Genomic DNA, 22,913 nt, shown 5'->3' on the forward strand with positions numbered 1-22,913 from the left:
GGTGTACCGGTACCGGGATCTTGTGCGGAGTGGAGTAAGACCACATCGGCGCAGGTGACATAGCGTCGAGGTATGGACGTGCGCCCCTTCTGGCTCGCCGGCCGCCCCGCCACAGGCGACGCCGAGCTCACCGTGACCAATCCGCATGACGGCCGAGTCGTCGCCGTCTGCTCCGTGCCGACGGCCGACCAGGTCGAGGAGGCCGTAGCCGCCGCGGCGGCCGTGCGGAAGGAGGCGGCCGCGCTCCCGATCCACGTACGCGCCGACGCCCTCGCGCACGTCTCGCGCCGCCTGGCCGAGCGCGCCGACGAGATCGCCCGCCTCATCAGCGAGGAGAACGGCAAGCCGATCTTCTGGGCCCGCGGCGAGGTCGGCCGTGCGATCTCCACCTTCAGGTTCGCGGCCGAGGAGACCCGTCGCCTCAGCGGCGAGACCATGCGCCTGGACACCGAGGCCGCCTCCGCGGGCCGCCTCGCCTACATCTCGCGCGTCCCGCACGGCCCGGTCCTGGGCATCACCCCGTTCAACTTCCCGCTCAACCTGGTGGCGCACAAGGTGGCCCCGGCGATCGCGGCCGGCGCCCCGATCATCGTCAAGCCCGCCCCGGCGACACCGGTCTCCTCGCTGGTCCTGGGCGAGATCCTGGCCGAGACCGACCTGCCGGAGGGGATGTTCTCGGTGCTCCCGGTGCCCAACGACCGCGCCGGAGGGCTGGTCGAGGACCCGCGCCTGCCCGTCGTCTCCTTCACCGGGTCGGCTCCCGTGGGGTACGCGATCCTGGAGACGGTCCCGCGCAAGCACGTGACCCTGGAACTCGGCGGCAACGCGGCCGCGGTGGTCCTCGCCGACGCCGACCTCGACTGGGCCGCCTCGCGGATCGCCCTGTTCTCCAACTACCAGGCCGGTCAGAGCTGCATCGCCGTGCAGAGGGTGATCGTCGAGGCGTCGGTGCACGACGACTTCGTGGCCAGGCTCGTCCCGGCCGTCGAGGCCCTGGTCGTCGGCGACCCCGCCGACGAGAAGACGCAGGTGGGCCCGCTCGTGTCCGTCGAGGCCGCCGAGCGCGTGGAACAGTGGGTCGGCGAGGCCGTCGCGGCCGGTGCCCGCCTGCTGACCGGCGGCACCCGCGACGGCGCGACCGTCGCGCCGACGGTCCTCGCCGACGTGCCGGCCGACGCCAAGGTCTCCTGCGAGGAGGTCTTCGGCCCGGTGATGATCGTCCAGACGGTGTCCGGAGTGGACGAGGCGTTCGCCACGGTCAACGATTCCAAGTACGGCCTGCAGGCCGGGGTGTTCACCCGCAGTCTCGACAATGCCTTCCGGGCCAACCGGGAGCTTGAGGTCGGCGGAGTGATCATCGGTGACGTGCCGTCGTACCGCGCCGACCAGATGCCCTACGGCGGGGTCAAGGACTCGGGCGTCGGCCGCGAGGGCATCCGCTCGGCCATCGCCGACCTCACCTACGAGAAGGTCATGGTCCTCACCGGCCTGACCCTCTGAGCCCGCCCGGTGCCCCGGTCGCGGTGTCCTGCGGCCGGTTCACCGGCGACGGCACTTCGAACCGGTCGCGGCTTCCGGTGTCAACGAGGCCCGCGCTCCTCCGCACCGGAGCCGCGGGCGCCCGGAGGCCACGGCCGCCTCGATTGTCATGACGTTGCGGCCATGGCGTAGAGCTCCCTGGCCGAGTCGCCGAAGTAGGGGCCGTACATGGTGCGGTGGTCGTCGCTGTATTTGAAACTGCTGACCGAGACGATCGTGCCGCTGCCGGTGGAGGGGTCGAAGCCGCTCAGCCACGGGCCCCCACTGGATCCGGCGGTCATGTCGCAGCGCATCCCCTGGTCGCCGGTCTGCCCGTTCGGGTCGTCGCGGAGCGTGCCCGCGCAGTAGACCAGGTGCTCGCCGTCGTAGGGCGAGTCGGCGGGGAAGCCGAAACCGCTGGCGGGGCGCCCTCTGGGGGTGCCGAAAGCGATCTGTTGACCGCCGACGGCGTCGCCGAGGTGCTTGCCGTCACTGGTGTTGACCGCCACCATGCCGATGTCGTGGCTGTCGTCGCCGCCGCGCGACCAGGGACCCGCGACGAACATGCGGCGCGCGGTGTACTGCCCGTACGGGCGGCGGCCCTGGGAGTAGCCGGGGACGAAGGTCCAGTTGTCGGCCCAGGCGCCGGCGCCGTCCTTGACGCAGTGACCGGCGGTCACGACCAGATCCCTGTTGGCACTCCTGACCGAACTCGCCGAGCACACGAAGTCACTGCCCTTGATGGTCAGGAACACCCGCCCCGTGGTGCGTTCGACCATTCCGCCGGAGGTCCAGCGGGTGCCGGAGGTGCGTGCGGCGGCGCCGTTCGGGCTCCGGTGGGGGGCGACCCCCCGGCCGGCTCGGGCGAAGAGCCGCCCGAGCAACCCGCCGGCCTTCGAGAGCCGGTCGACGGGGAGCGCCGAGGCCATCCGGCGGGGGGTCCAGTAGCCGAGCACGCGCTTTCGCTCCGACGCGGTTGGAGCGATCGTGTGCTCGACGACGTCCGGCATGCCGGACGTCGCGACTTTCGCGGTGAGAAGGGGGACGGGGGCGTTCGCGATCCGCTGCCCGGACTCGGCGGCCGTCTGCCGGATGGCCGTCACGCCGGTCGTCGGGACGCCCAGCAGCCCGGCGACGAGCGGGGCGGCCGCAAGCAGGGGGAGGCTTGAGGTCATGAGGACCGAGTTTGCACTACGGAGAGTGTTTCTGTGATTACTTTAGGGTATTCGGGGGCGTCGAGGGCCCGGTGAGTCTCAGGGGGCGCCGGTTGTCTGGGCGGCCTCGTAGACGGCCTGCGCGTCGGTGCCGAAGTACGGGCCGAACATCCAGCCGGAGGCGAAGTCGTACTTGAAGCTGTTCACCGAGTTCAGGGTGCCCAGGCCGGTGCTCTCGTTGAAGCCGAGGAACCAGGGACCGCCGCTCGACCCGCCGGTCATGTTGCAGTTCAACCCGATGTCGCGGGACATCAGGAAGTCGTCGAAGGCACGTCCGGCGCAGTAGACCAGCTTGGAACCGTCGTAGGGACCGGCCGCCGGGTAGCCGAAGGAGTGCATCTGCGCCCGGCGCGACTGGTTGAAGGAGACGCCCTGGCCGCCGACCACGTCGGTCAGCGACCTGCCGTTCAGCGGGGCCACCACGGCCGAGGCCACGTCGTAGTTGATGTCCTCGGTGTTGTTCCACTGCGGGGTGGTGTAGAGCGTGGTCGCCACCCATGTGCCGTAGGGTCGGTTGCCGTTCTCGTATCCCGGTACGAACACCCAGTTGCTGTGGAAGGCCCCGCCCATCCGCACGCAGTGCCCCGCGGTGATCACGGTGCTCCTGTTCTCACTCGTCACCGCGTTCGCCGAGCACGAGGCGTTGCGGCCCTGGTAGGTGAAGAAGACGCGGCCGGTGGTCTTGGCGATCGCCCCGCCGCGGGTCCACGGCGCGCCGGTGGAGGCGCGGACGGCCGCCGTGCCCTTGGCGGCCATGCCGGTGGCCGGGACGGCCTCGCCGTCCTGCGTGGTCGCGGGGATGGAGACGGGGTCGGCCGCGGCCTGCGCCGCGATCGCCGCCGAGGTGAGGCGGGCACCTTCCTTCTCCGGGATGAGGGTGGCGAGCGGCTGTGCCGCCTCCATCTTCGCCTCCGTCCAGTAGCGCTGGACGGTCCGCTGCTCCGCCTTGGTGTCGGCCGCCTCCTTCTCGACCGGCTGGGGGACGGCCCGCGTCGCGGTGACGCCCCCGCCCGTACCCGGGCCGCCCGCACCCGTGCCCGTGGCGCCGTGCGCGATCGTCGCGGTGAGCAGAGTGCTTCCCGCGACCGCGGTGAGAAGGGGGATGAGTCGTGCTGTGCGTCGCATATGTACCTCCCGAGGCCCGTTGCTGTTCCGGGAAGCTAGTGCGCCGTACGTGCGTATTTCTCAAGATTTACAGCTATTGATATGACGGAATTCGGACTTAAATATCGCCTTTTATCGCGTGTTTCACGTCTAACAGATTTCCGTGTGGATGAGGCCGATTCGACAGCGCGGCCCGAGCCGGGAGAATGGGACGGTGCAGCCAGACACCGTCCGCTCCGTCGTCCTGCTCGGCTCGACCGGGTCCATCGGGACCCAGTCCCTTGACGTCATCGCCCGCAACCCCGGCCGGTTCCGGGTGGTCGCGCTGGCCGCCTACGGTGGCCGGATCGACCTGCTGGCCCGGCAGGCGGCCGAGTTCAGGCCCGACGTGATCGCCGTCGCCGATCCCGCCGCAGTGCCGGAACTGCGCGAGGCCCTGGCCGCGCGCGGGGTGGACGCGCGGGTGCTGGCCGGTCAGGAAGGGGTGGCGGAGGCCGCCTCCTGGCCCGCCGACGTCGTGCTCAACGGCATCACCGGCGCGCTGGGGCTGACCTCCACGCTGGCCGCGCTGGAGGCAGGCCGGGCGCTCGCGCTCGCCAACAAGGAGTCACTGATCGTCGGAGGGCCGCTGGTCAAGCGCCTGGCCAAGCCGGGCCAGCTGATCCCGGTCGACTCCGAGCACGCCGCGCTGGCCCAGTGCCTGTGGGCGGCGGGTCCCACCGGCCCCGACGCCTCCGCCGTGCGGCGCCTGGTCGTCACCGCGAGCGGCGGGCCCTTCCGCGGCAGGTCGCGCGCGGACCTCGCGGAGGTGACCCCCGAGCAGGCACTCGCCCACCCCACCTGGTCGATGGGACCGGTGATCACGGTGAACTCCGCCACGCTCGTCAACAAGGGGCTGGAGGTCATCGAGGCGCACCTGCTCTTCGACATCGGCTTCGAGCGCATCGACGTCGTGGTCCACCCGCAGTCGGTCATCCACTCGATGGTCGAGTTCGTCGACGGCTCGACCATCGCCCAGGCCAGCCCGCCCGACATGCGCCTGCCCATCGCGCTGGCCCTCGGCTGGCCCGAGCGGGTCGCCGACGCCGCGCCCGGCGTCGACTGGACCGCCGCCCACACCTGGACGTTCGAGCCGCTCGACGACGGAGCCTTCCCCGCCGTCGCGCTGGCCCGCCACGTCGGCGCGGCCGGCGGCACGGCACCGGCCGTCTACAACGCCGCCAACGAGGTCTGCGTCGAGGCGTTCCTGGCCGGTCGGCTGCCCTTCCTCGGCATCGTCGACACCGTGGCCTCGGTGGTCTCCGAGCACACCGTCACCGAGGCCGGATCGGTGGCCGAGGTGCTCGATGCCGACTCCTGGGCACGGATAAGGGCACGGGAGCTCACCGGGACTGCCTAGACTGGTGAGCGTCGTCGACTCTTCAAGGGCTGAAAATGACTTCTGTTGCTCTCGGAATCCCGTCCGTAAGGACCAGGCCGATCGCCGAGCGACGCATATCTCGTCAGATCATGGTCGGCTCCGTCCCCGTGGGCGGGGACGCGCCGGTCTCCGTCCAGTCGATGACCACCACGGTCACCGCCGACGTCAACGCGACGCTCCAGCAGATCGCCGAGCTGACCGCCTCGGGCTGCCAGATCGTCCGGGTCGCGGTCCCCTCGCAGGACGACGCCGACGCGCTGCCGACCATCGCCAGGAAGTCGCAGATCCCGGTGATCGCCGACATCCACTTCCAGCCGAAGTACGTCTTCGCCGCGATCGAGGCGGGCTGCGCGGCGGTCCGGGTCAACCCCGGCAACATCAAGAAGTTCGACGACAAGGTCGGTGAGATCGCGCGGGCCGCCGCCGACCGCGGTGTGCCGATCAGGATCGGCGTCAACGCCGGCTCGCTCGACCCCCGCCTGCTCCAGAAGTACGGCAAGGCCACCCCCGAGGCGCTGGTGGAGTCGGCGCTCTGGGAGTGCTCGCTCTTCGAGGAGCACGGCTTCCGCGACATCAAGATCTCCGTCAAGCACAACGACCCGGTCGTGATGGTCCAGGCATACCGCCTGCTCGCCGCCCGGTGCGACTATCCGCTCCACCTCGGTGTCACCGAGGCGGGCCCGGCCTTCCAGGGCACGGTCAAGTCCGCCGTCGCCTTCGGGGCCCTGCTCGCCGAGGGGATCGGCGACACCATCCGCGTGTCGCTGTCCGCCCCGCCGGTCGAGGAGGTCAAGGTCGGCAACCAGATCCTGGAGTCGCTCAACCTGCGCGAGCGCGGCCTGGAGATCGTCTCCTGCCCCTCCTGCGGGCGCGCCCAGGTCGACGTCTACACCCTGGCCGAGCAGGTCCAGGCGGGGTTGGAGGGGCTGAAGGTCCCGCTCCGCGTCGCGGTGATGGGGTGCGTCGTCAACGGCCCCGGTGAGGCCCGCGAGGCCGACCTCGGTGTCGCCTCCGGCAACGGCAAGGGCCAGATCTTCGTCAAGGGCGAGGTCATCAAGACCGTTCCCGAGTCGCAGATCGTGGAGACCCTGATCGAGGAGGCGCTGCGCCTCGCCGAGCAGATGGGCGTGGAGGTCGACCTCGACGACGACGTCACGGGCCCCCAGGTCGTCGTCGGCTAGGCACCGTCCCGCTTCCCGCACCTGTCCGCCCCCCGGTCGCTCTCTCGCCGCCGGGGGCGCACCTTTTGCGGGGTGCTCTCCGCCGGAGATTTCCGTTTTCCGGTCTCCGTAGCCTCCGTGGCCGTTTGCGGTGTTCTGCTGGCCCACCTGGTGGCGCCGTCCGACCTGGGGTCATTACACTTAGCAATCATCTGACTACACTTTGCTAGATATCCGGTTGTGTCCCGGGTGAATCGCGCCACCTCCGGGAGACCATCGCCTCTGCCGTACGAGTAGGGGGACCGCACAGTGAAGAAGAGGGTCGTCGGGATTGCCGCGAGCATCGCGATGCTGGCAGCCGCGGTGGGAGTGCCGCAAGGGGCGGTGGCCCAGGGGGCGGTGGCCCAGGGCAGGGAGGAGCTGGTCTGGGGGCCCTGCGAGGGCGGGACCTCGGTGCCCGGGGTGATGCCGTCCGTTCCCGGGCAGCGGGCGGACAGCCGGATGGAGTGCGCCACGCTGAGTGTGCCGCTCGACTACGACAACCCGTACCAGACCATCAACATCGCCCTGAACCGGATCAGGGGGAGGGCCACCCACGACCGTCTCGGCGCGCTGCTGGTCAATCCAGGCGGTCCCGGGGCGTCCGGGCGCGATCTGGTCAAGGGCGTCGTGGCAGGGCTTCCCGGCGGCCTGGCCGACCGGTTCGACGTGATCGGTTTCGACCCGCGCGGGGTGGGGGCCAGCGAGCCGGCGCTGAGCTGTGTCGATCCCGTGGAGTACTACAAGCCGCCCCGTCCCGACCAGGTGCCGGTCACCAGGCGGGACGAGAGCGTGCTCATCGACCGGGCCCGCGAGTACGCCCAGGCGTGCGGCGTCCGGTGGGGCTGGATGCTGCCCCACATGACCACGGAGAACTCCGCCAGGGACATGGACCTGATCAGGGAGGCGCTCGGCGAGTCGAAGATCAGCTTCCTGGGCTACTCGTACGGGACCTACCTGGGCGCGGTCTACGCGACGCTCTTTCCCGACCGGCTCAGGCGGCTCGTCCTGGACAGCGTGGTGGATCCGCGCGGTATCTGGTACCGCTCGAACCTGAGCCAGAGCATCGCCTTCCAGAGCAGGCACCGGGAATTCCTCAGATGGATCGCCCGTCACAATCCGGTCTACCGGCTGGGCACCACCGAGAGGGCCGTCTCCTTCGCCTGGGACGCCATGCGTACCCGGTTGGGCGGCCACCCCGCGGCGGAAGTGATCGGCCCGAGCGAGCTCGACGACCTCTACACCGTCGGCGGCTACTCCGACGCCGTCTGGCCGCAGCTGGCCAAGGCATTCTCCGCCTACGTCAAGAAGGGGGAGACGGCACTCCTGCTCAACGCCTACCGCAAGCACGCGGAGAACGACGCCAAGGACGAGAACAACTACGCCGTCTACCTGGCGGTGCAGTGCAGCGACGCGGTCTGGCCGCGCGACTGGACACGCTGGCGGACGGACATGACCAGGGCCAACGCCAGGGCACCCTTCCTCACCTGGCCCAACGCCTGGTACAACGCGCCGTGCGCGTTCTGGCCCGTGCAGGGAGGCACCCCCGTGCGGGTGCACGACAGCACCATGCTGCCACCGGTCATGCTGATCCAGGGCGAGCGCGACGCCGCCACCCCGTACGCGGGGGCGCTGCGGATGCGTACCCTGCTCCGCGGCTCCCGGCTGCTGGCCGTGCCCGGTGGCAACCACGGGATCTCGCTCAACGGGAACGCCTGCGTCGACCGTCGCCTGGCCGCCTACCTGCGGGACGGCACCCTTCCCGGTGGAGCACGGCGGGACTCCGGCAGCCCGGACGCCCGTTGCCCCGGCCTGCCGCTGCCGGTGCCCGTGCCGGTGATCGGACCCTCGCCCGTCCGGGTGCCCGCCGGGCACCCGGGGGGAAGGGCGATCTAGCAGGTAGATGAGATGCTCTGTGTTGGTTCCTGCCAAAATCGAGGGGGTCGCGTAGGCTGAGCATGTGATGCTGCGTACAACGGCGTCGCGCGTGCTCGACGACAACGATCGAGACGAGGTCCTGGCGCTTCTCGACATCGACCCCGTCGGTAACGTTTTCGTCGCCTCCAGGGTCCGTTCTGTCGGGCTCAATCCGGCCAGACTCGGTGGCCAGATGTGGGGGTTCGGGCCGCGCGGTGGCCTGACCTCCCTCTGTTACGCCGGGGCGAACCTGGTTCCGGTCAACGCCGGTACCGACGCCGTCTACGCCTTCGCCGAACGCGCACGCAAGCAGGGCCGCCGCTGTTCCTCGATCGTCGGCCCGGCCGACGCGGTCGAGGTGCTCTGGGAGCGGCTGGAGCCGCACTGGGGAGCCGCCCGTGCGATCCGCTGGGCGCAGCCGCTCATGGTGACCACGGAGCCGTCGCCGCTCCCGGCCGACCCGCTGGTGCGGCGGGTCCGGCCCGACGAGTTCGACATCCTGCTGCCGGCCTGCGTGGCGATGTTCACCGAGGAGGTGGGCGTCTCCCCTGAGCTGGGGGACGGCGGAGCCCTCTACCGGTCCCGGGTCGCCGAGCTGATCAGGATCGGCAGGTCGTACGCCCGCATCGAGGGGGGCAGGGTCGTCTTCAAGGCCGAGATCGGCGCGGTGACGCCGCACGCCTGCCAGATCCAGGGCGTCTGGGTCCACCCCGACCTGCGTGGCCGCGGCCACGCGGTGTCAGGGATGGCCGCGGTGGTCAAGCACGCGCTCGACTACTTCGCGCCGGTGGTCTCGCTGTACGTCAACGACTACAACGCCCCGGCCAGGGCCGCCTACCGCAGGGCCGGTTTCGTCGAGGTCGGCACCTTCATGTCCGTGCTCTTCTGACCGGCGTCCCGCCGCTCCGGGCGGATCGCCGGTCTTCGAGCGACTCGGCCACCGGCGGATCGAGGTCGAGACCGTGCGCCTGGACGACCGGACGCTCACTCGTGTCCGGATGCCCGAGCCGCTTTCCGGGCTCGGCTCAGGGGCTGCGGACCAGGCAGGTCACGAGGTGCTCCAGCTCCGCCTCCGGGTCGGCGGTGAGACCGGCGTGGACCGGGCCCGTCTGCACGATCGTGCTGCGCGGGGCGGTCAGCCAGCGGAACCGGCTGCCCAGCGGCTCCTCGGTCAGCGGTCCCTCGTCGCCGCCGCAGGAGCGCCGGTAGACGTCGAGCGCGTGCCGTACGCCGTCGAGGTCCACCTGGGGATCGAGGGCGCGCAGGCGTGCCTCGTCCAGTTCCACGCGGGCGCACAGGTAGCCGCGTGGCTGGCAGTAGAGCAGCACGCCGGCGTTGATCAGCTCGCCGCGCTCCACCCGGGGGATGACCCGGATGATCGCGTACTCGTAGACGTCCTTCACCGGGTGTCCTTCCAGAACGCGCCCACCGAGCCGGGCTTTCCCTGCTGAGCCGCCGAGTCCTGACCGGAGGCGGCCGAGGGAGCCGGCAGCCAGGTGCGCGGGCCCTGGGCGCGGGTCAGCAGGTGCTCGACGTACGCCTGCCGCACGGCCTGCGCCCCGTCGAACCCCGGCTCGTTCTCCAGCCACTCGTCGGGAACCTCGTCCACCACCCCGTCGAGCAGGTCCCTGGTGATCCTCTCGCTGAACTCGGCGTCGGCCTCGGACATCCGGGTGGCGAAGGGGGCCATCACATGGTCGCGCGCGTCGAAGCCGCGCAGCGGGTCGGCCGAGGGCCAGTTGTGGTGGAACCAGAGCGCGGCGCCGTGGTCGATCAGCCAGGTGTCGCCGTGCCACAGGAGCAGGTTCGGGTTGCGCCAGCTCCGGTCGACGTTGTGGATCAGCGCGTCGAACCAGAGCAGGCGGGAGGCGAAACCGGGCTCTGGAGGCCAGGCCAGCGGCTCGAAGCCCAGCGCGCCCGGCAGGAAGTCGACGGCCAGGTTGTTGCCCTCGCTGGCCTTGAGCAGGTCCTGGATCTCCTCGTCCGGCTCGCGGGCGCCGAGCTGTGGATCGACGTCGATCACCTTCAGCTCGGGCGTGCGGAAGCCGAGACGCCGGGCCAGCCCGGCGGACACGATCTCCGCCACCAGGACCCGGCGGCCCTGGCCGGCGCCGCGGAACTTCACGACGTGCGTGCCGAGGTCGTCCGCCTCCATGACCCCGGGGAGCGAGCCGCCCTCCCGCAGGGGCGTCACGTAACGGGTGGCTTTGATCTTTTCGAGCACCCGGCCAGGCTATCGGCTCGGGCCGCCGGGCGATCGGCCACCCGGCACGCGGGCCCGGCCGGGGCACACTGTGCCGGTTCGGTGCGGTGATCACCACCGCGGCCCGATACGGGGCCGTGCCGTGTCGGGCGAGGCGTCACATCTTCGAGACGACCTCCTCGGCGAAGCGCTCCATGGTGGCTATCTTGAGCTCGATGCCCTCGCCGTACCCGGCCTTCTCCTCGGGGGTGGCGAGCCACCAGGGCGCGGCCATCGTTCCGGTCACCCCCTTGTCGGCGAAGCGGCGGTAGGTGGCGGCGTCGGGCATGACCGCGAGCGGCGCGATGATCTGCAGGGCGTCCTCCGCCCTGCCGTACTCCTTGAGGTAGCGCCGCAGGTCGGCGAGGACCGGGTCGAGCTGCTCCTCGGTGTAGATCCGGTTGCCCATCCAGCCGTCGCCCGTCCTGGCCGCGCGGCGCAGCGCCGCCTCGCTGTCGCCGCCGACGAAGAACGGCACGGGCACGGAGGGTACGGGGGAGATCGAGAGCGGGCCGTAGTCGTAGTGGGTGCCGTGGTGGGTGACGGTGCCGCCGGCCCAGAGTTCGCGCAGGGCCGGGATCATCTCGTCCAGCCTGCGACCCCGGGTGTGGAAGTCCTGGCCTGTCTGGACGAACTCCTCCTTGCACCAGCCGACGCCGACGCCGAAGGTCACCCGGTTCCCGGACAGGACCGCGGCCGTGGAGACCTGCTTGGCGACGGTGAACAGATCACGGGCCGGGGCGATGTAGACGTTGGGCGCGAAACGCAGGGTGGTGGTGACGGCGGCCATCGCGCCGATCGTCACCCACACGTCCGGCCAGTGCGTCCCGGCGTTCCAGCGGGGGGCACCGGTTCTGGAATAGGGATAGGGCGACTCGAAATCGGCATAGAAGATGTGGTCCGACAGGGTGAGCGTGTGAATGCCGCACCGCTCCGCGGCCCTGGCCAGTTCGACGAACTGGCCGGTCTCGACGAATGACGCTCCAAGCCAGAACTGCACGGATCCTCCCGGGCTCCGAAACGCTGAAATTTCGATAGATGTCCCCCGGGGGAGCCGGGGGACGTCTGCGGGTGCCGTCCCTGTCCTTACTTCCCACCGGGATTCCCGACGGGGATTTCCCGGAGGGTGGGGACCTCTGGAGGGCCGGATCGGCGAAAGGTCAGTCGGAGAACTCGGGGATGACCTTGGTGGCGAACAGCTCCAGGTTGCGCTTGACGGTGTCGAGGGGCAGGACGCCCTGCTGCCCCTGCATGAACAGGCCGAACCACTCCAGGTTCGGCATCCGGTCGAGCATGCGCTGGATGCCGCGCTTGACGTCGTCGGGGCCGCCGAGCAGGGCCATCTCGACCTCGTTCATGCGCTTGAAGTCGCCCTTCTCGGGGCTGATCGGCTGGTGCCTGTCGTCCTCCTTCTTACGCAGGACCTCCAGGTAGCCGAACGGCCCGAAGAAGGCGGCGAAGTCCTTCTGCATGCTCTTGCCGTAGGTGGCGATGGCCTCCTCCTTGGTGTCGGCCATTCCGACGATCTTGAGGATGCCGGTGTGCTCGCCCAGCTTGTAGTCACGGCCGCACTTGGCCGACTCCTCCTGGTAGAGCCTGGCCTTGGCGGCGTGATCGTCGGGGTTCGGGGTGAACATCCACGGCAGGATGTCCTCCTGCGCCGCCCTGACCACCGAGCGGTCGGAGATGGTGAACGGCTGCCACAGTTCCGGGTGGGGGTTCTGGTACGGCCGGGGGCAGACCGAGATCGCCTGGATCTTCCCGTCGTCGTCGAGCTCGCCCGGGGCGCCGAAGGCCCTGGTCCACTCCTGCGCGGGCCAGCCCTCGATCCCGTCGAAGGGCGAGGGGACCTCGTAGTCGAGCACGTCGGACTTGTAGCGGAGCGTCTCCTGGGTCCACGCCATCTTCATGATGTTCAGCACCTCGCCGAACACATCGAAGTTGCGGTTGTCGGAGTTCGACCCGTCGGACCTGGCGGCCGAGGCGTGCCAGCGCTGCCCCAGCACGTTCATCCAGCGGTTCTGGTAGCCGCGGGCCACGCCGAGCCGGAGCCGGCCCTTGCTGAACTGGTCGAGCAGGGCCACGTCCTCGGCCGCCCTGATCGGGTCCCAGGCGGGCAGCACCAGGCCGAGCGGGGCGAGCAGGATGCGCTCGGTCCTGGCCGCCAGGTCGGTGAGGAACATCAGCGGGTTGACCGAGAACTCGAAACCCTCGGAGTGGAAGTGGTGCTCGGTCATCATCAACGCGTCGAAACCGATCTGGTCGGCGTGGACGGCGATCTCGCGCACCTCGTCCAGCAGCCTCTGGTACGACTCGGTGTCGCGCCCGATCGGCCTCCTGGCCTTCGCGTTCTCCTCCTGGCTGTAGCCCGAGCCGGGGATCTGCGGGTTGAGCATCAACGAGAACTTCACGGCAGGCTCCTTAGCCAGTTGGTGACGACGATGAGGAACTCGCCCGGACGTTCCTCGTGCAGCCGGTGACCGCTGCCCTCCCAGGTGACCGCCTTGGAGTGCGGGTTCTTGAACAGTCCGGCCTCCCAGGTCGCCTGGGAGGGGTCGAACCAGAAGGTGAGCACCGGGCAGGTCCGGCGCGCGAGGTATTCGTCGGAGTTGGGGCGCAGGCCGAGCGCGTCCGGACCGCCGAACATCGCCTCGAACGCCTGGAGCAGTACGTGCGGAGGAGTGGCGAGGATCCGGCGCCGGTGCCACTCGCGCAGCCACTCGGGCGTGGCGGCGGTCTGGGTCCACTCGTCGTTGCGCAGTGAGACCCCCACGACGTCCTCGCGCATCTGCTCGATCAGGGTGGGGAGGTATTCGCTCAGCGCCCCCGCGAAGCCGTAGCCGGGATCGACCGTGACCAGCGCCCTGACCAGCGAGGGATACTCCACGGCGAGGTGGGAGACGATCTGGCCGCCCATCGAGTGGCCGATGGCGACACAGGACTCCACGCCCAGGGCCGCGCAGAGCCCGGCGAGGTCGTCCGCCATCCGCCGGGGGGTGTTGCCCTCCTCGGGCGCGGAGGAGTAGCCGTGCCCGCGCATGTCCACCGCGATCACCCGATGGTCCCTGGCGAGGGTGGGAATGTGGTGGACCCACTCGTGGGAGTCGGCGCCCAGACCATGGACGAGCAGCAGCGTCGTGTCGCCGGAGCCGTCGTCGGTGTGGAACAGCCGGACGTCGCCCAGATCCGTGAACGCCATCAGCGTCCTCCCGTGAGGATTGCCGTGTCCGCCGGCCGCGGTGCTCAGCCGTGCCCGGTGAACGCCTCGTCTTTGGTGACGTGAGCAAGCTACCCTAGGGATGATAAACGAGCAATCGCTTGGTTAACCAAGCGGGTCCGCTTGGCCGGGGCGTTCCCCCCGGCAACCTGGGCGGACGGCTGGGATACGGGACAGAATGTCCGGCGAAGACGGGGTGTCCGGCCGAGAGGCGAGACGCCCGTCGAAGGTCCGGGCGTGAAGACGGAGGCGCTGATGCGGCTGGGTGTCACGATGTTCGCCACCGACCGGTCCATGCCGGTCTCCGAACTGGCCGGGGCGGCCGAGGAGCGCGGGTTCGCCTCCCTCTACCTGCCGGAGCACACGCACATCCCCATCTCCCGCCGTACGCCCCCGGCCGCGGGACAGGCGGTGCTCCCCGAGGAGTACCGGCGTACGCTCGACCCGCTCGTCGCGCTCTCCCACGCCGCCGCCGTGACGAGCGAGATCACCCTCGGCACCGGCATCATGCTCGTCGCCCAGCGCGAACCCCTGGTCACCGCCAAGGCCGTCGCCACCCTCGACCACCTCTCCGGCGGCCGGGTGGTGCTCGGCATCGGGTTCGGCTGGAACGTCGAGGAGGTCGAGGATCACCTTGGCCCGCAGGGTTTCCGTTCCCGCCGCGACGTGGCCCGCGAGCACATGCTGGCGATGAAGGCCCTGTGGAGCCGGGAGGAGGCCGGTTTCGACGGCCGCCACGTCGGCTTCGAGCCCTCCTGGTCCTGGCCCAAGCCGATCTCCGGTCCCCCCGTCTACGTGGGCGGGGCCGCGGGCCCCAAGCTCTTCGCCCACGTCGCCGAGTACGCCGACGGCTGGATGCCGATCGGCGGCCGGGGCATCAGGGCCGCCCTCCCCGCCCTGCGCGAAGCCTGCGACAAGGCGGAACGCGAGATGGCCAAGGTCATCCCCTTCGGCACGCTCCCCAACGCGGAGAAACTCGACTACTACTCCGAACTGGGCATCGAGGAGGTCGTACTCAGCCTTCCCAGCGCCGAGGCCGACCGGATCCTCCCCATCCTCGACGAGTACACGGCCTTCCTCCGCTGACCGGCCGCAGTCCGGGCATTCCCGGTGGGCACGAGGTCGTGGACCCGTTCAGGTCGCCGACTCCGGGGGAATGGCGCGCCGGGGCCTGGCCCCGCGGGCCGTACCGGATGGCCGGCCCGGCACCGGCTCTGTGCTGGGCGTTGGCGATTCGGGAGGTGTGTCGGGACTTGCCCTGACCTGAGCATCACATGAATATCACGGTGAGGGAGAGAAGACCTGTCTGCCCGTTGACTGTCGGCGATGCTTCTTCTTGAGTGAGAAGGGTGGCGGCGAGGGGAGGCTCGCGTGCCGTATGCGCAGCCGCTCAGAACGGGGGATCCGGCGGCGCTCGGTGAGTACGAGATCATCGGGCGGCTCGGAGAGGGAGGCCAGGGAGTGGTCTATGTCGGGGTGCGCCCCGACACCGGATCAGAGCCCTACGCGGTCAAGCTTCTGCACGGCTCGGTGGGGGAGAACCCTGAGATCTTCCTGCGCGAGGTCGAGCTGGCGAAGCAGGTGGCCCGGTTCTGCACGGCCCAGATGATCGACGCCGGGCTGGACGGCGACCGGCCCTACATCGTCAGCGAGTACGTCGACGGCCCGTCGCTCCACCGCGAGGTCGCGGTCAGCGGGCCCCGCGAGGGGGGCCGGCTGGAGCGTCTGGCCATCGGCACGGCCACCGCGCTCGCGGCCATCCACCGGGCCGGGATCGTGCACCGCGACTTCAAACCGCAGAACGTGCTGCTCGGTCCGGACGGGCCGAGGGTCATCGACTTCGGGCTGGCCAGGGCGCTGGACGCGGCGGCCACCCAGAGCGGGCGCGGTGCGGGTACTCCGGCCTACATGGCGCCCGAGCAGGTGGAGGGCGCCGAGATCAACCAGGCGGCCGACGTCTTCGCCTGGGGCGCCACGATATGTTTCGCGGCCAACGCCCAGGCGCCCTTCGGCCAGGACTCGATCGCGGCGGTCCTGAACCGGATCCTCACCGCGGCCCCGCAACTGGGGCGCCTCGACGGGCTGCTCGGCGCGCTGGTGGTCGACTGCCTGGACAAGAATCCCGGTAACCGTCCCAGCAGCCGGGAGCTGCTGCTCGCGCTGCTCGGCAACGACGGGCACAGGTCGGTGCTCGACTCCCGGACCCCTCCAGTGCCCGGCGGTCTCGCCCTGCGGGCCGGCTCCGGCGAGCCTGACGTCTCAGACCCGTCCGGCGTGTCCGATCCCGCTGATTCCTCGGATACGCCCGGTTCCTTCGATGTGCCGGGCCTCGCGGGGAGGTCGCGCACCTCCGGGTCCGCCTGGCGGGCGATGTCCGGTGGGCGCGGGCACTTCACCGAAGGCGAGGACTTCGACGAGCCCCGCACTCACCCGGGGCGGGCGGCCACCAGGGCGTCGATGGCGGTCTCCGGGGCGCTGCTGGTGAGCGCCGCGGTGCTGGTGGGGGTGCTGGTCCCGGCACTGAGCGGTGTCACCCCGAAAGGCGCGGCGGTACCGCCGGCGGTGCCGGTGGTGGAGAGCAGTCCCCAGGTCGAGACGGCGCCGCAGCCGAGCAGGACGAGCCCGCCGGTCAGGCCGCTCCCGACGAATCCGGCCAAGCCGCCGCGCGCGGAGGGTGTCAGATCCTCCCCGCTGCCACCGTCCGAGGTCACGACGGTCGTGCCGGCCCTCGTCGGGCTGGACCGTTCCGGGGCGGCGCGCCTGATCAAACAGGCCGGGCTGGTCGCCGGGACCGTCCAGGAGGTCAACTCCGACCGGCCGGTCGGGGAGGTGCTCGCGAGCAACCCGGTGGCGGGGACCACACTGCCGAGGAAGGGCAAGGTCAACCTGGAGGTCTCCGCGGGGATCCAGGTGCCCACGCTGGTCGGCCTCGCCAGGAGTGCCGCCCAGGCGGCGCTTACCCAGGCCGGGCTGGTCGCCGGAGGGGTGAGTACGCGCTGCTCGGACCAGCCGGCCGGGCGGGTGCTGGCGAGCACCCCCGGTGCGGGCAAGCGCGTCTCGCCGGGCAGCGCGGTGGCGCTCGTCATCTCCAGGTACGGCGTTCCGGTGCCGTCGATCACCGGCCAGAGCGCGGCCGATGCCTCGAACACGCTCGGCGGGGCGGGTTTCGCGGTACGGACCCGGGCGCGGCTGGTCACCGACGACGCTCAGGACGGTGTGGTGCTGGCGCAGAGCGTGGCGCCGGGCACCTGTGCCCGGCCGGGCGCGACGGTTGTGATCACGGTCGGTGTGGCGGGCCAGAGCGGGCCTGGTCCGGGGCCTGGTCCGGGGCCGAGCCACGGTCCGGGGGAGACCACCGCGCCTCCCGATCCTCCCGACTCGCCGGATCCGGTGCCCGGGGAGGCGGCCCCGTCGGGATGACGGCGTCCCGGTACGGCGGCGGGCCGGGGCGATGGGCGCCCGCGGGGGAGCGGGGAACTCGGGTGTGGTGTTCGCGGGGCGGCGGGGTAGCAGTCAGATGGCGGCCAGGGCGGTGGCCAGCAGGGCCTTCCTGACGTCCTCCTGGGGGAGGTCGATCGTCTTGACCACCCCGTACTGGAGCGACCCCAGCAGGGCCCAGGCCCAGACCCGGCGGTCGGGATCGGGGTCGGGGCCGGCCAGCCGGTGGTAGATCTCGTCACGGAAGGCGCGGATGATCTCGCCGGGGGAGCCGGGTGGCGCGTCGTCGGCGCCGCCGATGTCCTCCATGATCAGCCGGATGATCGCCCGGTACCTGACCACGAAGGTCACCAGAGCCTCGACGAAGGCGCGGTCGTCGTCGAAGTCGCTCTCGATCAGGACCATGATGTCCTCGGCGGCGGGGGCGAGCAGCTCGGTGGCCAGCCGGTCCTTGGGATGGAAGTGGTAGGCGACGGCGGTCTTCGTCAGGCCGACGGCCGCGGCGATGTCGGCCAGCGAGGTCGCCGCGTAGCCGCGCTCGGCGAACAACCGGCGAGCGGCGTCGAGGATCCGGCCGCGCGTGTCGTGTCCATGTTCAAGTGTGGTCATCGTCTCAATCCCACGCTATTGGGAGTATTTCCCAGTTTGCGCGCCTACTCTCGTATCGTAGGTTCTGTACGGCCGTACAGTACGGCGTTTCAGGCACATTTCAGACTTTAATAGGGCGGTCACCGAATGTCTGGTTTGCTGGGGCGGCTGGGGAGTTGGTGCGCGCGGCATGGCAAGGCGGTGCTGGCGCTGTGGGTCGTCGTCGCGGCACTGCTGATGGCGGGCTCGGTGCTGTTCCCCGGACCGGCCACCAACGACACCAGCCTCCCCGGCACCGACGCCCAGCGGGCGATGGACCTGCTGAAGGACGGCTTCGGCCCCGGTTACGAGATGGGTGGTTCGGTCCAGCTCGTCCTTTACTCTCCCGACGGCTCCCTCATCGCCGAGCCGAGGAAGAGCGCGGTGGAACGTGCCGCGGAGCAGATCCGCAAGGTCCCGCACGTGGTGGAGGTGACCCCTCCCTCCCGGACGGGCGGGATCGCGCCCAGCCTGGAGATCGGTTTCATCGCGGTCAAGCTTGAGGGGCACGACACCACCAAGACGGCCGAGACCGCCAAGCTCCTCGTCGAGGCGGCCGAGCCCGCGCGGGCGGCGGGCCTGGAGGTCGTGCCCGCCGGCTCGTCGAGCCCGGCGAACAAGGAGATCAAGACCGGGACGAGCGAGATCATCGGAGTGATCTGCGCGCTGCTGGTCCTGCTGTTCGCGTTCGGCACCCTGGTCGCCGCGATGATCCCGATCTTCGTCGCGCTGGTCAGCATCGCGACCGGGCTCGGCACGATCGGCCTGCTCGGTCACCTGGTGGACGTGCCCAAGCAGGCGCCGATCCTGGCGACGATGATCGGCCTCGGCGTCGGCATCGACTACGCGCTCTTCCTGCTCAGCAGGCACCGCAAGCTGCTGGCCGACGGTGTGCCCGTCCACGAGGCGATCCGCCGGGTGGTCGCCAGCTCCGGCGGTGCGGTGGTGTTCGCCGGCGGCACGGTGATCATCGCGCTCAGCGCGCTCATGCTCGCCGACTTCCCCATGCTGCAGACGCTCGGCTGGATCACCGGCATCTCGGTGGTCTGCGCGGTGCTCACCGCCGTCACGCTGGTCCCCGCGCTGCTCGGGATGCTCGGGCACCGGGTCAACGCGTTCCGCCTGCCGTTCATGGGGCGCCGGGGCAGCCACGGCTCCTCCGGCTGGGCCTCGCTGGGCAACTGGGTGGCCAGGCGTCCCTGGAGCGTGCTCGCGCTCAGCGTCGTGCTCCTGGGAGCGCTCGCCGCCCCCGCCCTGGGACTCAAGCTGGGCACGCTCGACAACGGCTACGGCGATCGCGGCACCGACGCGCGGCGCTCCTACGAACTGCTGCAGGCCGGGTTCGGGCCCGGCATGAACGGCCCGCTCGTCGTGGTGGCGGATCTGGAGACCCCGGTCGTCGACCGGAAGCCCGTCCCGGCCATATTGCAGAACCTGAAGGACCGCGTCGCGGACGTCGAAGGGGTGGCCCATGTCGGCGACCCGGTTCTCAACGAGCGCGGTACGGCGGCCCTGGTGCAGGCGATCCCCGACTACGCCCCCAGCGACCCCCGGGCGCTGGAGGTGGTCAAGGCGGTCCGCGCGATCGAGCTCAACGGAGCCAAGGTGCACGTGGGCGGTGAGGTCGCGGGCATGGCCGACGCCAACTCCAAGATCGCCGGGCGTACCCCGCTGGTCGTCGGCGTCGTGGTCCTGCTGAGCGCGCTGTTGTTGCTCCTGGCGTTCCGCTCGCCGGTCGTCGCACTCAAGGCCGCGGTGATGAACCTGGTCTCGCTCGGCGCCGCGTTCGGCGCGCTCTCGCTGGTCTTCTCCCTGGGGTTGGGCAGTGGCCTGGTCGGCATGGACCCGCCGGTCAACGTGGACGCCTCCTATCTGAGCACGCTCTTCTTCACCGTGCCGATCGACAGCTACATCCCGCTGATGCTGTTCGCGATCCTGTTCGGCCTGTCGATGGACTACGAGGTCTTCCTGCTCACCGCCGTGCGGCAGGCGTACCTGAGGCACGGCGACAACCGCAGGGCGGTGGCCGAGGGGCTGGGGTCGACCGGCCGGGTGATCACTTCCGCCGCTCTGATCATGGTCTCGGTCTTCGTCGCGTTCGTCGCCTACCCCGACCCGATGGTAAAGATCTTCGGTGTCGGCCTGGCGGTGGCCATCGCGGTGGACGCCACGATCATCAGGGGGCTGCTGGTCCCGGCGACCATGGTCCTGCTCGGCAGGTTCAACTGGTGGTGCCCCGCCTGGCTGGACCGTCTCCTGCCCAATCTCTCCGTCGAGGGGCAGGAGGAGGACGAGGAGATCGAGGAGCCGAGCAGGGAACTCGTCGGCGCGGGTCGCGGCTGAGCCGAAGCGGCGACCGGGTAGGCCGTGCACGAGGGCGGCGGTCAGTCGAAGACGATGACGCTGCGGGCCACCGCCCCCTCGCGGACGTGCCGGATCGCCTCGTTGATCTCCTCCAGCGGGAGGCGCTCGCTGACCAGGCGATCGAGGTCGAGGCGGCCGCGCAGGTACTGCTCGGCGAGCATGGGCAGGTCCCTGATCGGGGCGGCGTCGCCGCCCTGGGTGCCCATCAGGCGCCTGGAGGCGAACAGCAGGCCCGGCTCGACACTGAGCGGCTCGCCCTGCGGCGGGCTGCCGACCATCACCGTCGTGCCGCCGGGCTGGGTGGAGGCGAGGGCGGCGCCGAGCACGCCGGCCACGCCGGTCACGTCGAAGGCGTAGTCCACGCCGCCCCTGACGATCTCGCCCACCTGCTTGGGCAGGTCGGTGACGAGGATCGTGTGGGTGGCGCCGAACTCCTCGGCCAGCTTCAGCTTCTGTTCGGCCACGTCCGCGGCGACGATGGTGGTGGCTCCGGCCAGCGCGGCGCCCTGGACGACGTTCAGCCCGACCCCGCCGCAGCCGACCACCAGCACGCTGGAGCCGGGGGTGACCTGCGCGACGTTCAGCACCGCGCCGACGCCGGTGATCACCCCGCAGGCCAGCAGGCACATGGTGTCGAACGGCGCGTCTTTTGCGATCTTCACGCACATCGCCTCGTTGACCACGGCGTACTCGGCGAACGAGCCGATGCCGATCATCGTCCTGGCGCCGTCGCCGTCCACGGTGATCCGGGTACCGCCGTCGCGCATCGTGCCCATGATGGCCGCCATCCTGGCGGGGCCGCCGCACAGGTGGAACCGGCCGGCGCCGCAGTTGCGGCAGCGCCCGCAGGCGCCGTTCATCGCGATGATCACATGGTCACCGGGTCTGACGCCGGTCACCCCGGCTCCGGTGCTCTCCACGATCCCGGCGCTCTCGTGGCCGAGTACGAAGGGGAGCCGTCGCACCACCGGGCTCTTGCCGTCCAGCGCCTTGATGTCGGACCCGCAGACGCCGGACGCCTTGATCCGCACCCGCACCTCGCCGGGTCCCGGGTCGGCTATCTCGACCTCGCGTACCTCCAGCGCCGTGCCGAACCCGGTGAGTACGGCCGCACGCATCAACATGTCCGCTCCCGTCGAGCCGAGGGTCCCGTGCGCTCCGCACGTCGGCCCGGAGCGGCATTATAAGCAAGCAATTGCTTGGTTATCCACCCTGTCGGGGCACCGCTCTGCCTTCCAGGTGGTCGAGTGGCCCGTGTGGGGGGTGTGGTGATCTTCCATTGACACCCCCGGATGCCAAATCTACGCTGACGAAACCAAGCGAGCGCTAGGCCAAATTGCGTCGAGTGTGCGCCGCACGGCACGGCACGGCAGGGAGCGACCTATGAGACGGCAGGCAGTGCGACTCATCGGCCTGGTGGCCGCGGCGGCGCTCGCCGCAGGCGGCTGCGCGGCCGAGCAGAAGGCCGCGGGGGGCGGTGGCTCCGAGGGGGCGGCGGGGGTGACCGACACGACGGTCAAGGTGGGCGGCGTGCTCACCAAGACCAGCGCGAGCGGCTACTCCACCAAGGACGCGGAGATCGGGGCCAGAGCCAGGTTCCAGCGCGCGAACCAGGCCGGCGGCGTGCACGGACGCACCATCGAGTTCATCGGGGCCGAGGACGACAACCAGGACGCGGCCAAGGGGGATGCGGCGGCCAAGAAGCTGGTCCAGAAGGACAGGGTGTTCGCGCTGGTCCCCGTGCACGCGCCCAACTTCGGCGGCGCGACCTTCCTGGAGCAGCAGGGCGTGCCGTGGTTCGGCTGGGCCACCGGGCCGCAGTGGTGCGGCACGAAGACGGGCTTCGGCTACAACGGCTGCCTGGCGCCGCAGCCGGGCGCGGGCTCGCAGACCTGGTGGGGCAACCAGATGGCCGAGCTCATCGGCGGCTCGGCGGGCAAGAGCGTCTACATCCAGACGAGTGACTCCAGCGGCAGCAAGTACGGGGGCAAGACCATCTCGCAGTCCTTCGAGGCCGCGGGCTTCAAGCTGGTCGGCCTCAACTCGGGTCTGCCCGCCGCGGCCCCGCCGCCCGACTGGCTCCCGTACATCAACAAGATCATGACCTCCGACGGCGGCGGGCCGCCGGACCTGGTGGTCTCGATCATCGCCGGCACCAAGTTCAACGTCGGCCTGTACGGCGCGCTGAAGAAGGCCGGCTACCAGGGCCTGATCTCCGACGCGACCAGCTACGACGCCGCGATCCTGGCGGACCCGGCGATCGCCCAGGCGCTCGAAGGCGTGATCGCGGCCCCCATGTTCGAGCCCTTCGAGTCGCAGGCCCCGGAGATCGCGCAGCTCAAGGCGGACGTGGAGAAGGCCGCACCGGGGACTCAGCTCACCCAGCATCTGGCCATCGGCTACTGGGCGGCCGACATCTTCCTCAAGATCCTGGAGCAGACCGGCAAGGAGCTGACCAGGGAGAGGTTCCTGGCCGCGGCCAACGGCTCCTTCGACTACGAGAATCCCGGCTTCGGCCGGATCCGCTATCCCCGGGACCACACCGAGCCCAACGGCTGCGGCGCCCTGGTCAAGCTGGAGGGGGGCGCCTTCAAGGTGGCCAAGAACATGAAGTGCTTCGACAACGTCCCGCTGAAATAGCGGGCGCGGGCTT

The 22,913-nt window shown here is 70.5% G+C and carries 18 protein-coding genes; 9 read left to right on the top strand and 9 right to left on the bottom strand.

Translation table 11 applies throughout. From position 1 onward, the window contains the following. The first annotated feature begins 72 nt into the window (after nucleotides 1–72). Nucleotides 73–1,500 carry an aldehyde dehydrogenase family protein gene (locus ABT061_RS04910; protein ID WP_350912762.1) on the top strand — a complete coding sequence of 476 codons (1,428 nt, stop codon included), beginning with the start codon at nucleotides 73–75 and terminating at the stop codon, nucleotides 1,498–1,500. A gap of 146 nt (nucleotides 1,501–1,646) precedes the next feature. On the opposite strand, the gene ABT061_RS04915 is transcribed toward ABT061_RS04910, so the two are convergent. Both ABT061_RS04915 and ABT061_RS04920 read right to left on the bottom strand, forming a co-directional pair. Further along, entirely contained in the window at nucleotides 1,647–2,693 is a 1,047-nt protein-coding gene (locus tag ABT061_RS04915; RefSeq protein ID WP_350912764.1) for a trypsin-like serine peptidase, read from the bottom strand. A 78-nt stretch (nucleotides 2,694–2,771) separates the two neighbouring features. Further along, nucleotides 2,772–3,857, bottom strand: coding sequence for a trypsin-like serine peptidase (locus ABT061_RS04920; protein WP_350912766.1), 1,086 nt, complete (start codon nucleotides 3,855–3,857; stop codon nucleotides 2,772–2,774). Between the two features lie 193 nt (nucleotides 3,858–4,050). On the opposite strand from ABT061_RS04920, the gene dxr reads away from it, so the two are divergent. From dxr to ABT061_RS04940, 4 genes are all read left to right on the top strand, one after another. Beyond that, on the top strand, nucleotides 4,051–5,235 hold the full coding sequence (dxr, locus tag ABT061_RS04925; protein WP_350912768.1) for a 1-deoxy-D-xylulose-5-phosphate reductoisomerase: 1,185 nt from the start codon (nucleotides 4,051–4,053) through the stop codon (nucleotides 5,233–5,235). A gap of 35 nt (nucleotides 5,236–5,270) precedes the next feature. Then, on the top strand, nucleotides 5,271–6,437 hold the full coding sequence (gene ispG, locus ABT061_RS04930) for a flavodoxin-dependent (E)-4-hydroxy-3-methylbut-2-enyl-diphosphate synthase (protein WP_350912770.1): 1,167 nt from the start codon (nucleotides 5,271–5,273) through the stop codon (nucleotides 6,435–6,437). Nucleotides 6,438–6,725: 288 nt separating this feature from the next. Continuing rightward, the gene (locus tag ABT061_RS04935; protein ID WP_350912772.1) at nucleotides 6,726–8,351 is read left to right on the top strand and encodes an alpha/beta hydrolase; all 1,626 of its coding nucleotides are present in this window, start codon (nucleotides 6,726–6,728) and stop codon (nucleotides 8,349–8,351) included. A 67-nt stretch (nucleotides 8,352–8,418) separates the two neighbouring features. Further along, entirely contained in the window at nucleotides 8,419–9,261 is an 843-nt protein-coding gene (locus ABT061_RS04940; RefSeq protein WP_350913421.1) for a GNAT family N-acetyltransferase, read from the top strand. A 136-nt stretch (nucleotides 9,262–9,397) separates the two neighbouring features. Here ABT061_RS04940 and ABT061_RS04945 read toward each other — a convergent pair whose 3' ends face one another. The 5 genes from ABT061_RS04945 to ABT061_RS04965 all read right to left on the bottom strand — a co-directional run bounded on the left by ABT061_RS04945 (nucleotide 9,398) and on the right by ABT061_RS04965 (nucleotide 13,813). Continuing rightward, nucleotides 9,398–9,775: a DUF3037 domain-containing protein gene (locus tag ABT061_RS04945; RefSeq protein ID WP_350912774.1), complete on the bottom strand. Its 378-nt coding sequence runs from the start codon at nucleotides 9,773–9,775 to the stop codon at nucleotides 9,398–9,400. After that, entirely contained in the window at nucleotides 9,772–10,596 is an 825-nt protein-coding gene (locus ABT061_RS04950; RefSeq protein ID WP_350912776.1) for a HipA family kinase, read from the bottom strand. The genes ABT061_RS04945 and ABT061_RS04950 overlap by 4 nt, the downstream gene beginning before the upstream one ends. 136 nt (nucleotides 10,597–10,732) lie before the next feature. Continuing rightward, a complete protein-coding gene (locus tag ABT061_RS04955) occupies nucleotides 10,733–11,614 on the bottom strand; it encodes a TIGR03619 family F420-dependent LLM class oxidoreductase (protein WP_350912778.1) in 882 nt (293 codons plus the stop codon). A gap of 160 nt (nucleotides 11,615–11,774) precedes the next feature. Then, on the bottom strand, nucleotides 11,775–13,025 hold the full coding sequence (locus tag ABT061_RS04960; protein ID WP_350912780.1) for an LLM class flavin-dependent oxidoreductase: 1,251 nt from the start codon (nucleotides 13,023–13,025) through the stop codon (nucleotides 11,775–11,777). Beyond that, complete coding sequence (locus ABT061_RS04965) at nucleotides 13,022–13,813, bottom strand: alpha/beta fold hydrolase (RefSeq protein ID WP_350912782.1); 792 nt, start codon at nucleotides 13,811–13,813, stop codon at nucleotides 13,022–13,024. Before ABT061_RS04965 ends, ABT061_RS04960 begins: the two co-directional genes overlap by 4 nt. 255 nt (nucleotides 13,814–14,068) lie before the next feature. Between ABT061_RS04965 and ABT061_RS04970 the strand changes: the two genes are divergently transcribed. After that, nucleotides 14,069–14,917 (top strand): LLM class F420-dependent oxidoreductase, encoded by an 849-nt coding sequence (locus tag ABT061_RS04970; protein WP_350912784.1) that lies wholly within the window; start codon nucleotides 14,069–14,071, stop codon nucleotides 14,915–14,917. A 285-nt stretch (nucleotides 14,918–15,202) separates the two neighbouring features. Beyond that, nucleotides 15,203–17,251 carry a protein kinase domain-containing protein gene (locus ABT061_RS04975; protein WP_350912786.1) on the top strand — a complete coding sequence of 683 codons (2,049 nt, stop codon included), beginning with the start codon at nucleotides 15,203–15,205 and terminating at the stop codon, nucleotides 17,249–17,251. 93 nt (nucleotides 17,252–17,344) lie between these two features. Here the strand turns inward: ABT061_RS04975 and ABT061_RS04980 are convergent, their stop codons facing one another. Further along, nucleotides 17,345–17,878 (bottom strand): TetR/AcrR family transcriptional regulator, encoded by a 534-nt coding sequence (locus tag ABT061_RS04980; RefSeq protein WP_350912788.1) that lies wholly within the window; start codon nucleotides 17,876–17,878, stop codon nucleotides 17,345–17,347. 126 nt (nucleotides 17,879–18,004) lie between these two features. Here ABT061_RS04980 and ABT061_RS04985 point away from each other — a divergent pair, with 126 nt between their 5' ends. Then, the gene (locus ABT061_RS04985; protein ID WP_350912790.1) at nucleotides 18,005–20,239 is read left to right on the top strand and encodes an MMPL family transporter; all 2,235 of its coding nucleotides are present in this window, start codon (nucleotides 18,005–18,007) and stop codon (nucleotides 20,237–20,239) included. A 41-nt stretch (nucleotides 20,240–20,280) separates the two neighbouring features. On the opposite strand, the gene ABT061_RS04990 is transcribed toward ABT061_RS04985, so the two are convergent. Beyond that, nucleotides 20,281–21,384: an alcohol dehydrogenase catalytic domain-containing protein gene (locus tag ABT061_RS04990; protein WP_350912792.1), complete on the bottom strand. Its 1,104-nt coding sequence runs from the start codon at nucleotides 21,382–21,384 to the stop codon at nucleotides 20,281–20,283. Between the two features lie 259 nt (nucleotides 21,385–21,643). On the opposite strand from ABT061_RS04990, the gene ABT061_RS04995 reads away from it, so the two are divergent. After that, the gene (locus ABT061_RS04995) at nucleotides 21,644–22,900 is read left to right on the top strand and encodes an ABC transporter substrate-binding protein (RefSeq protein ID WP_350912794.1); all 1,257 of its coding nucleotides are present in this window, start codon (nucleotides 21,644–21,646) and stop codon (nucleotides 22,898–22,900) included. Nucleotides 22,901–22,913: the final 13 nt, after the last annotated feature.

Origin of the sequence: Streptosporangium sp. NPDC002544 (assembly GCF_040295965.1) — a bacterium.
In the GTDB taxonomy this organism is placed as follows: domain Bacteria; phylum Actinomycetota; class Actinomycetes; order Streptosporangiales; family Streptosporangiaceae; genus Streptosporangium.

Excerpts from the sequence above, each read along its gene's own strand:
- ABT061_RS04910 (WP_350912762.1), top strand. The coding sequence starts at position 73 with ATGGACGTGCGCCCCTTCTGGCTCGCCGGCCGCCCCGCCACAGGCGAC.
- ABT061_RS04915 (WP_350912764.1), bottom strand. The coding sequence starts at position 2,693 with ATGACCTCAAGCCTCCCCCTGCTTGCGGCCGCCCCGCTCGTCGCCGGG.
- ABT061_RS04920 (WP_350912766.1), bottom strand. The coding sequence starts at position 3,857 with ATGCGACGCACAGCACGACTCATCCCCCTTCTCACCGCGGTCGCGGGA.
- ispG (WP_350912770.1), top strand. The coding sequence starts at position 5,271 with ATGACTTCTGTTGCTCTCGGAATCCCGTCCGTAAGGACCAGGCCGATC.
- ABT061_RS04940 (WP_350913421.1), top strand. The coding sequence starts at position 8,419 with ATGCTGCGTACAACGGCGTCGCGCGTGCTCGACGACAACGATCGAGAC.
- ABT061_RS04965 (WP_350912782.1), bottom strand. The coding sequence starts at position 13,813 with ATGGCGTTCACGGATCTGGGCGACGTCCGGCTGTTCCACACCGACGAC.
- ABT061_RS04980 (WP_350912788.1), bottom strand. The coding sequence starts at position 17,878 with ATGACCACACTTGAACATGGACACGACACGCGCGGCCGGATCCTCGAC.
- ABT061_RS04985 (WP_350912790.1), top strand. The coding sequence starts at position 18,005 with ATGTCTGGTTTGCTGGGGCGGCTGGGGAGTTGGTGCGCGCGGCATGGC.
- ABT061_RS04990 (WP_350912792.1), bottom strand. The coding sequence starts at position 21,384 with ATGTTGATGCGTGCGGCCGTACTCACCGGGTTCGGCACGGCGCTGGAG.
- ABT061_RS04995 (WP_350912794.1), top strand. The coding sequence starts at position 21,644 with ATGAGACGGCAGGCAGTGCGACTCATCGGCCTGGTGGCCGCGGCGGCG.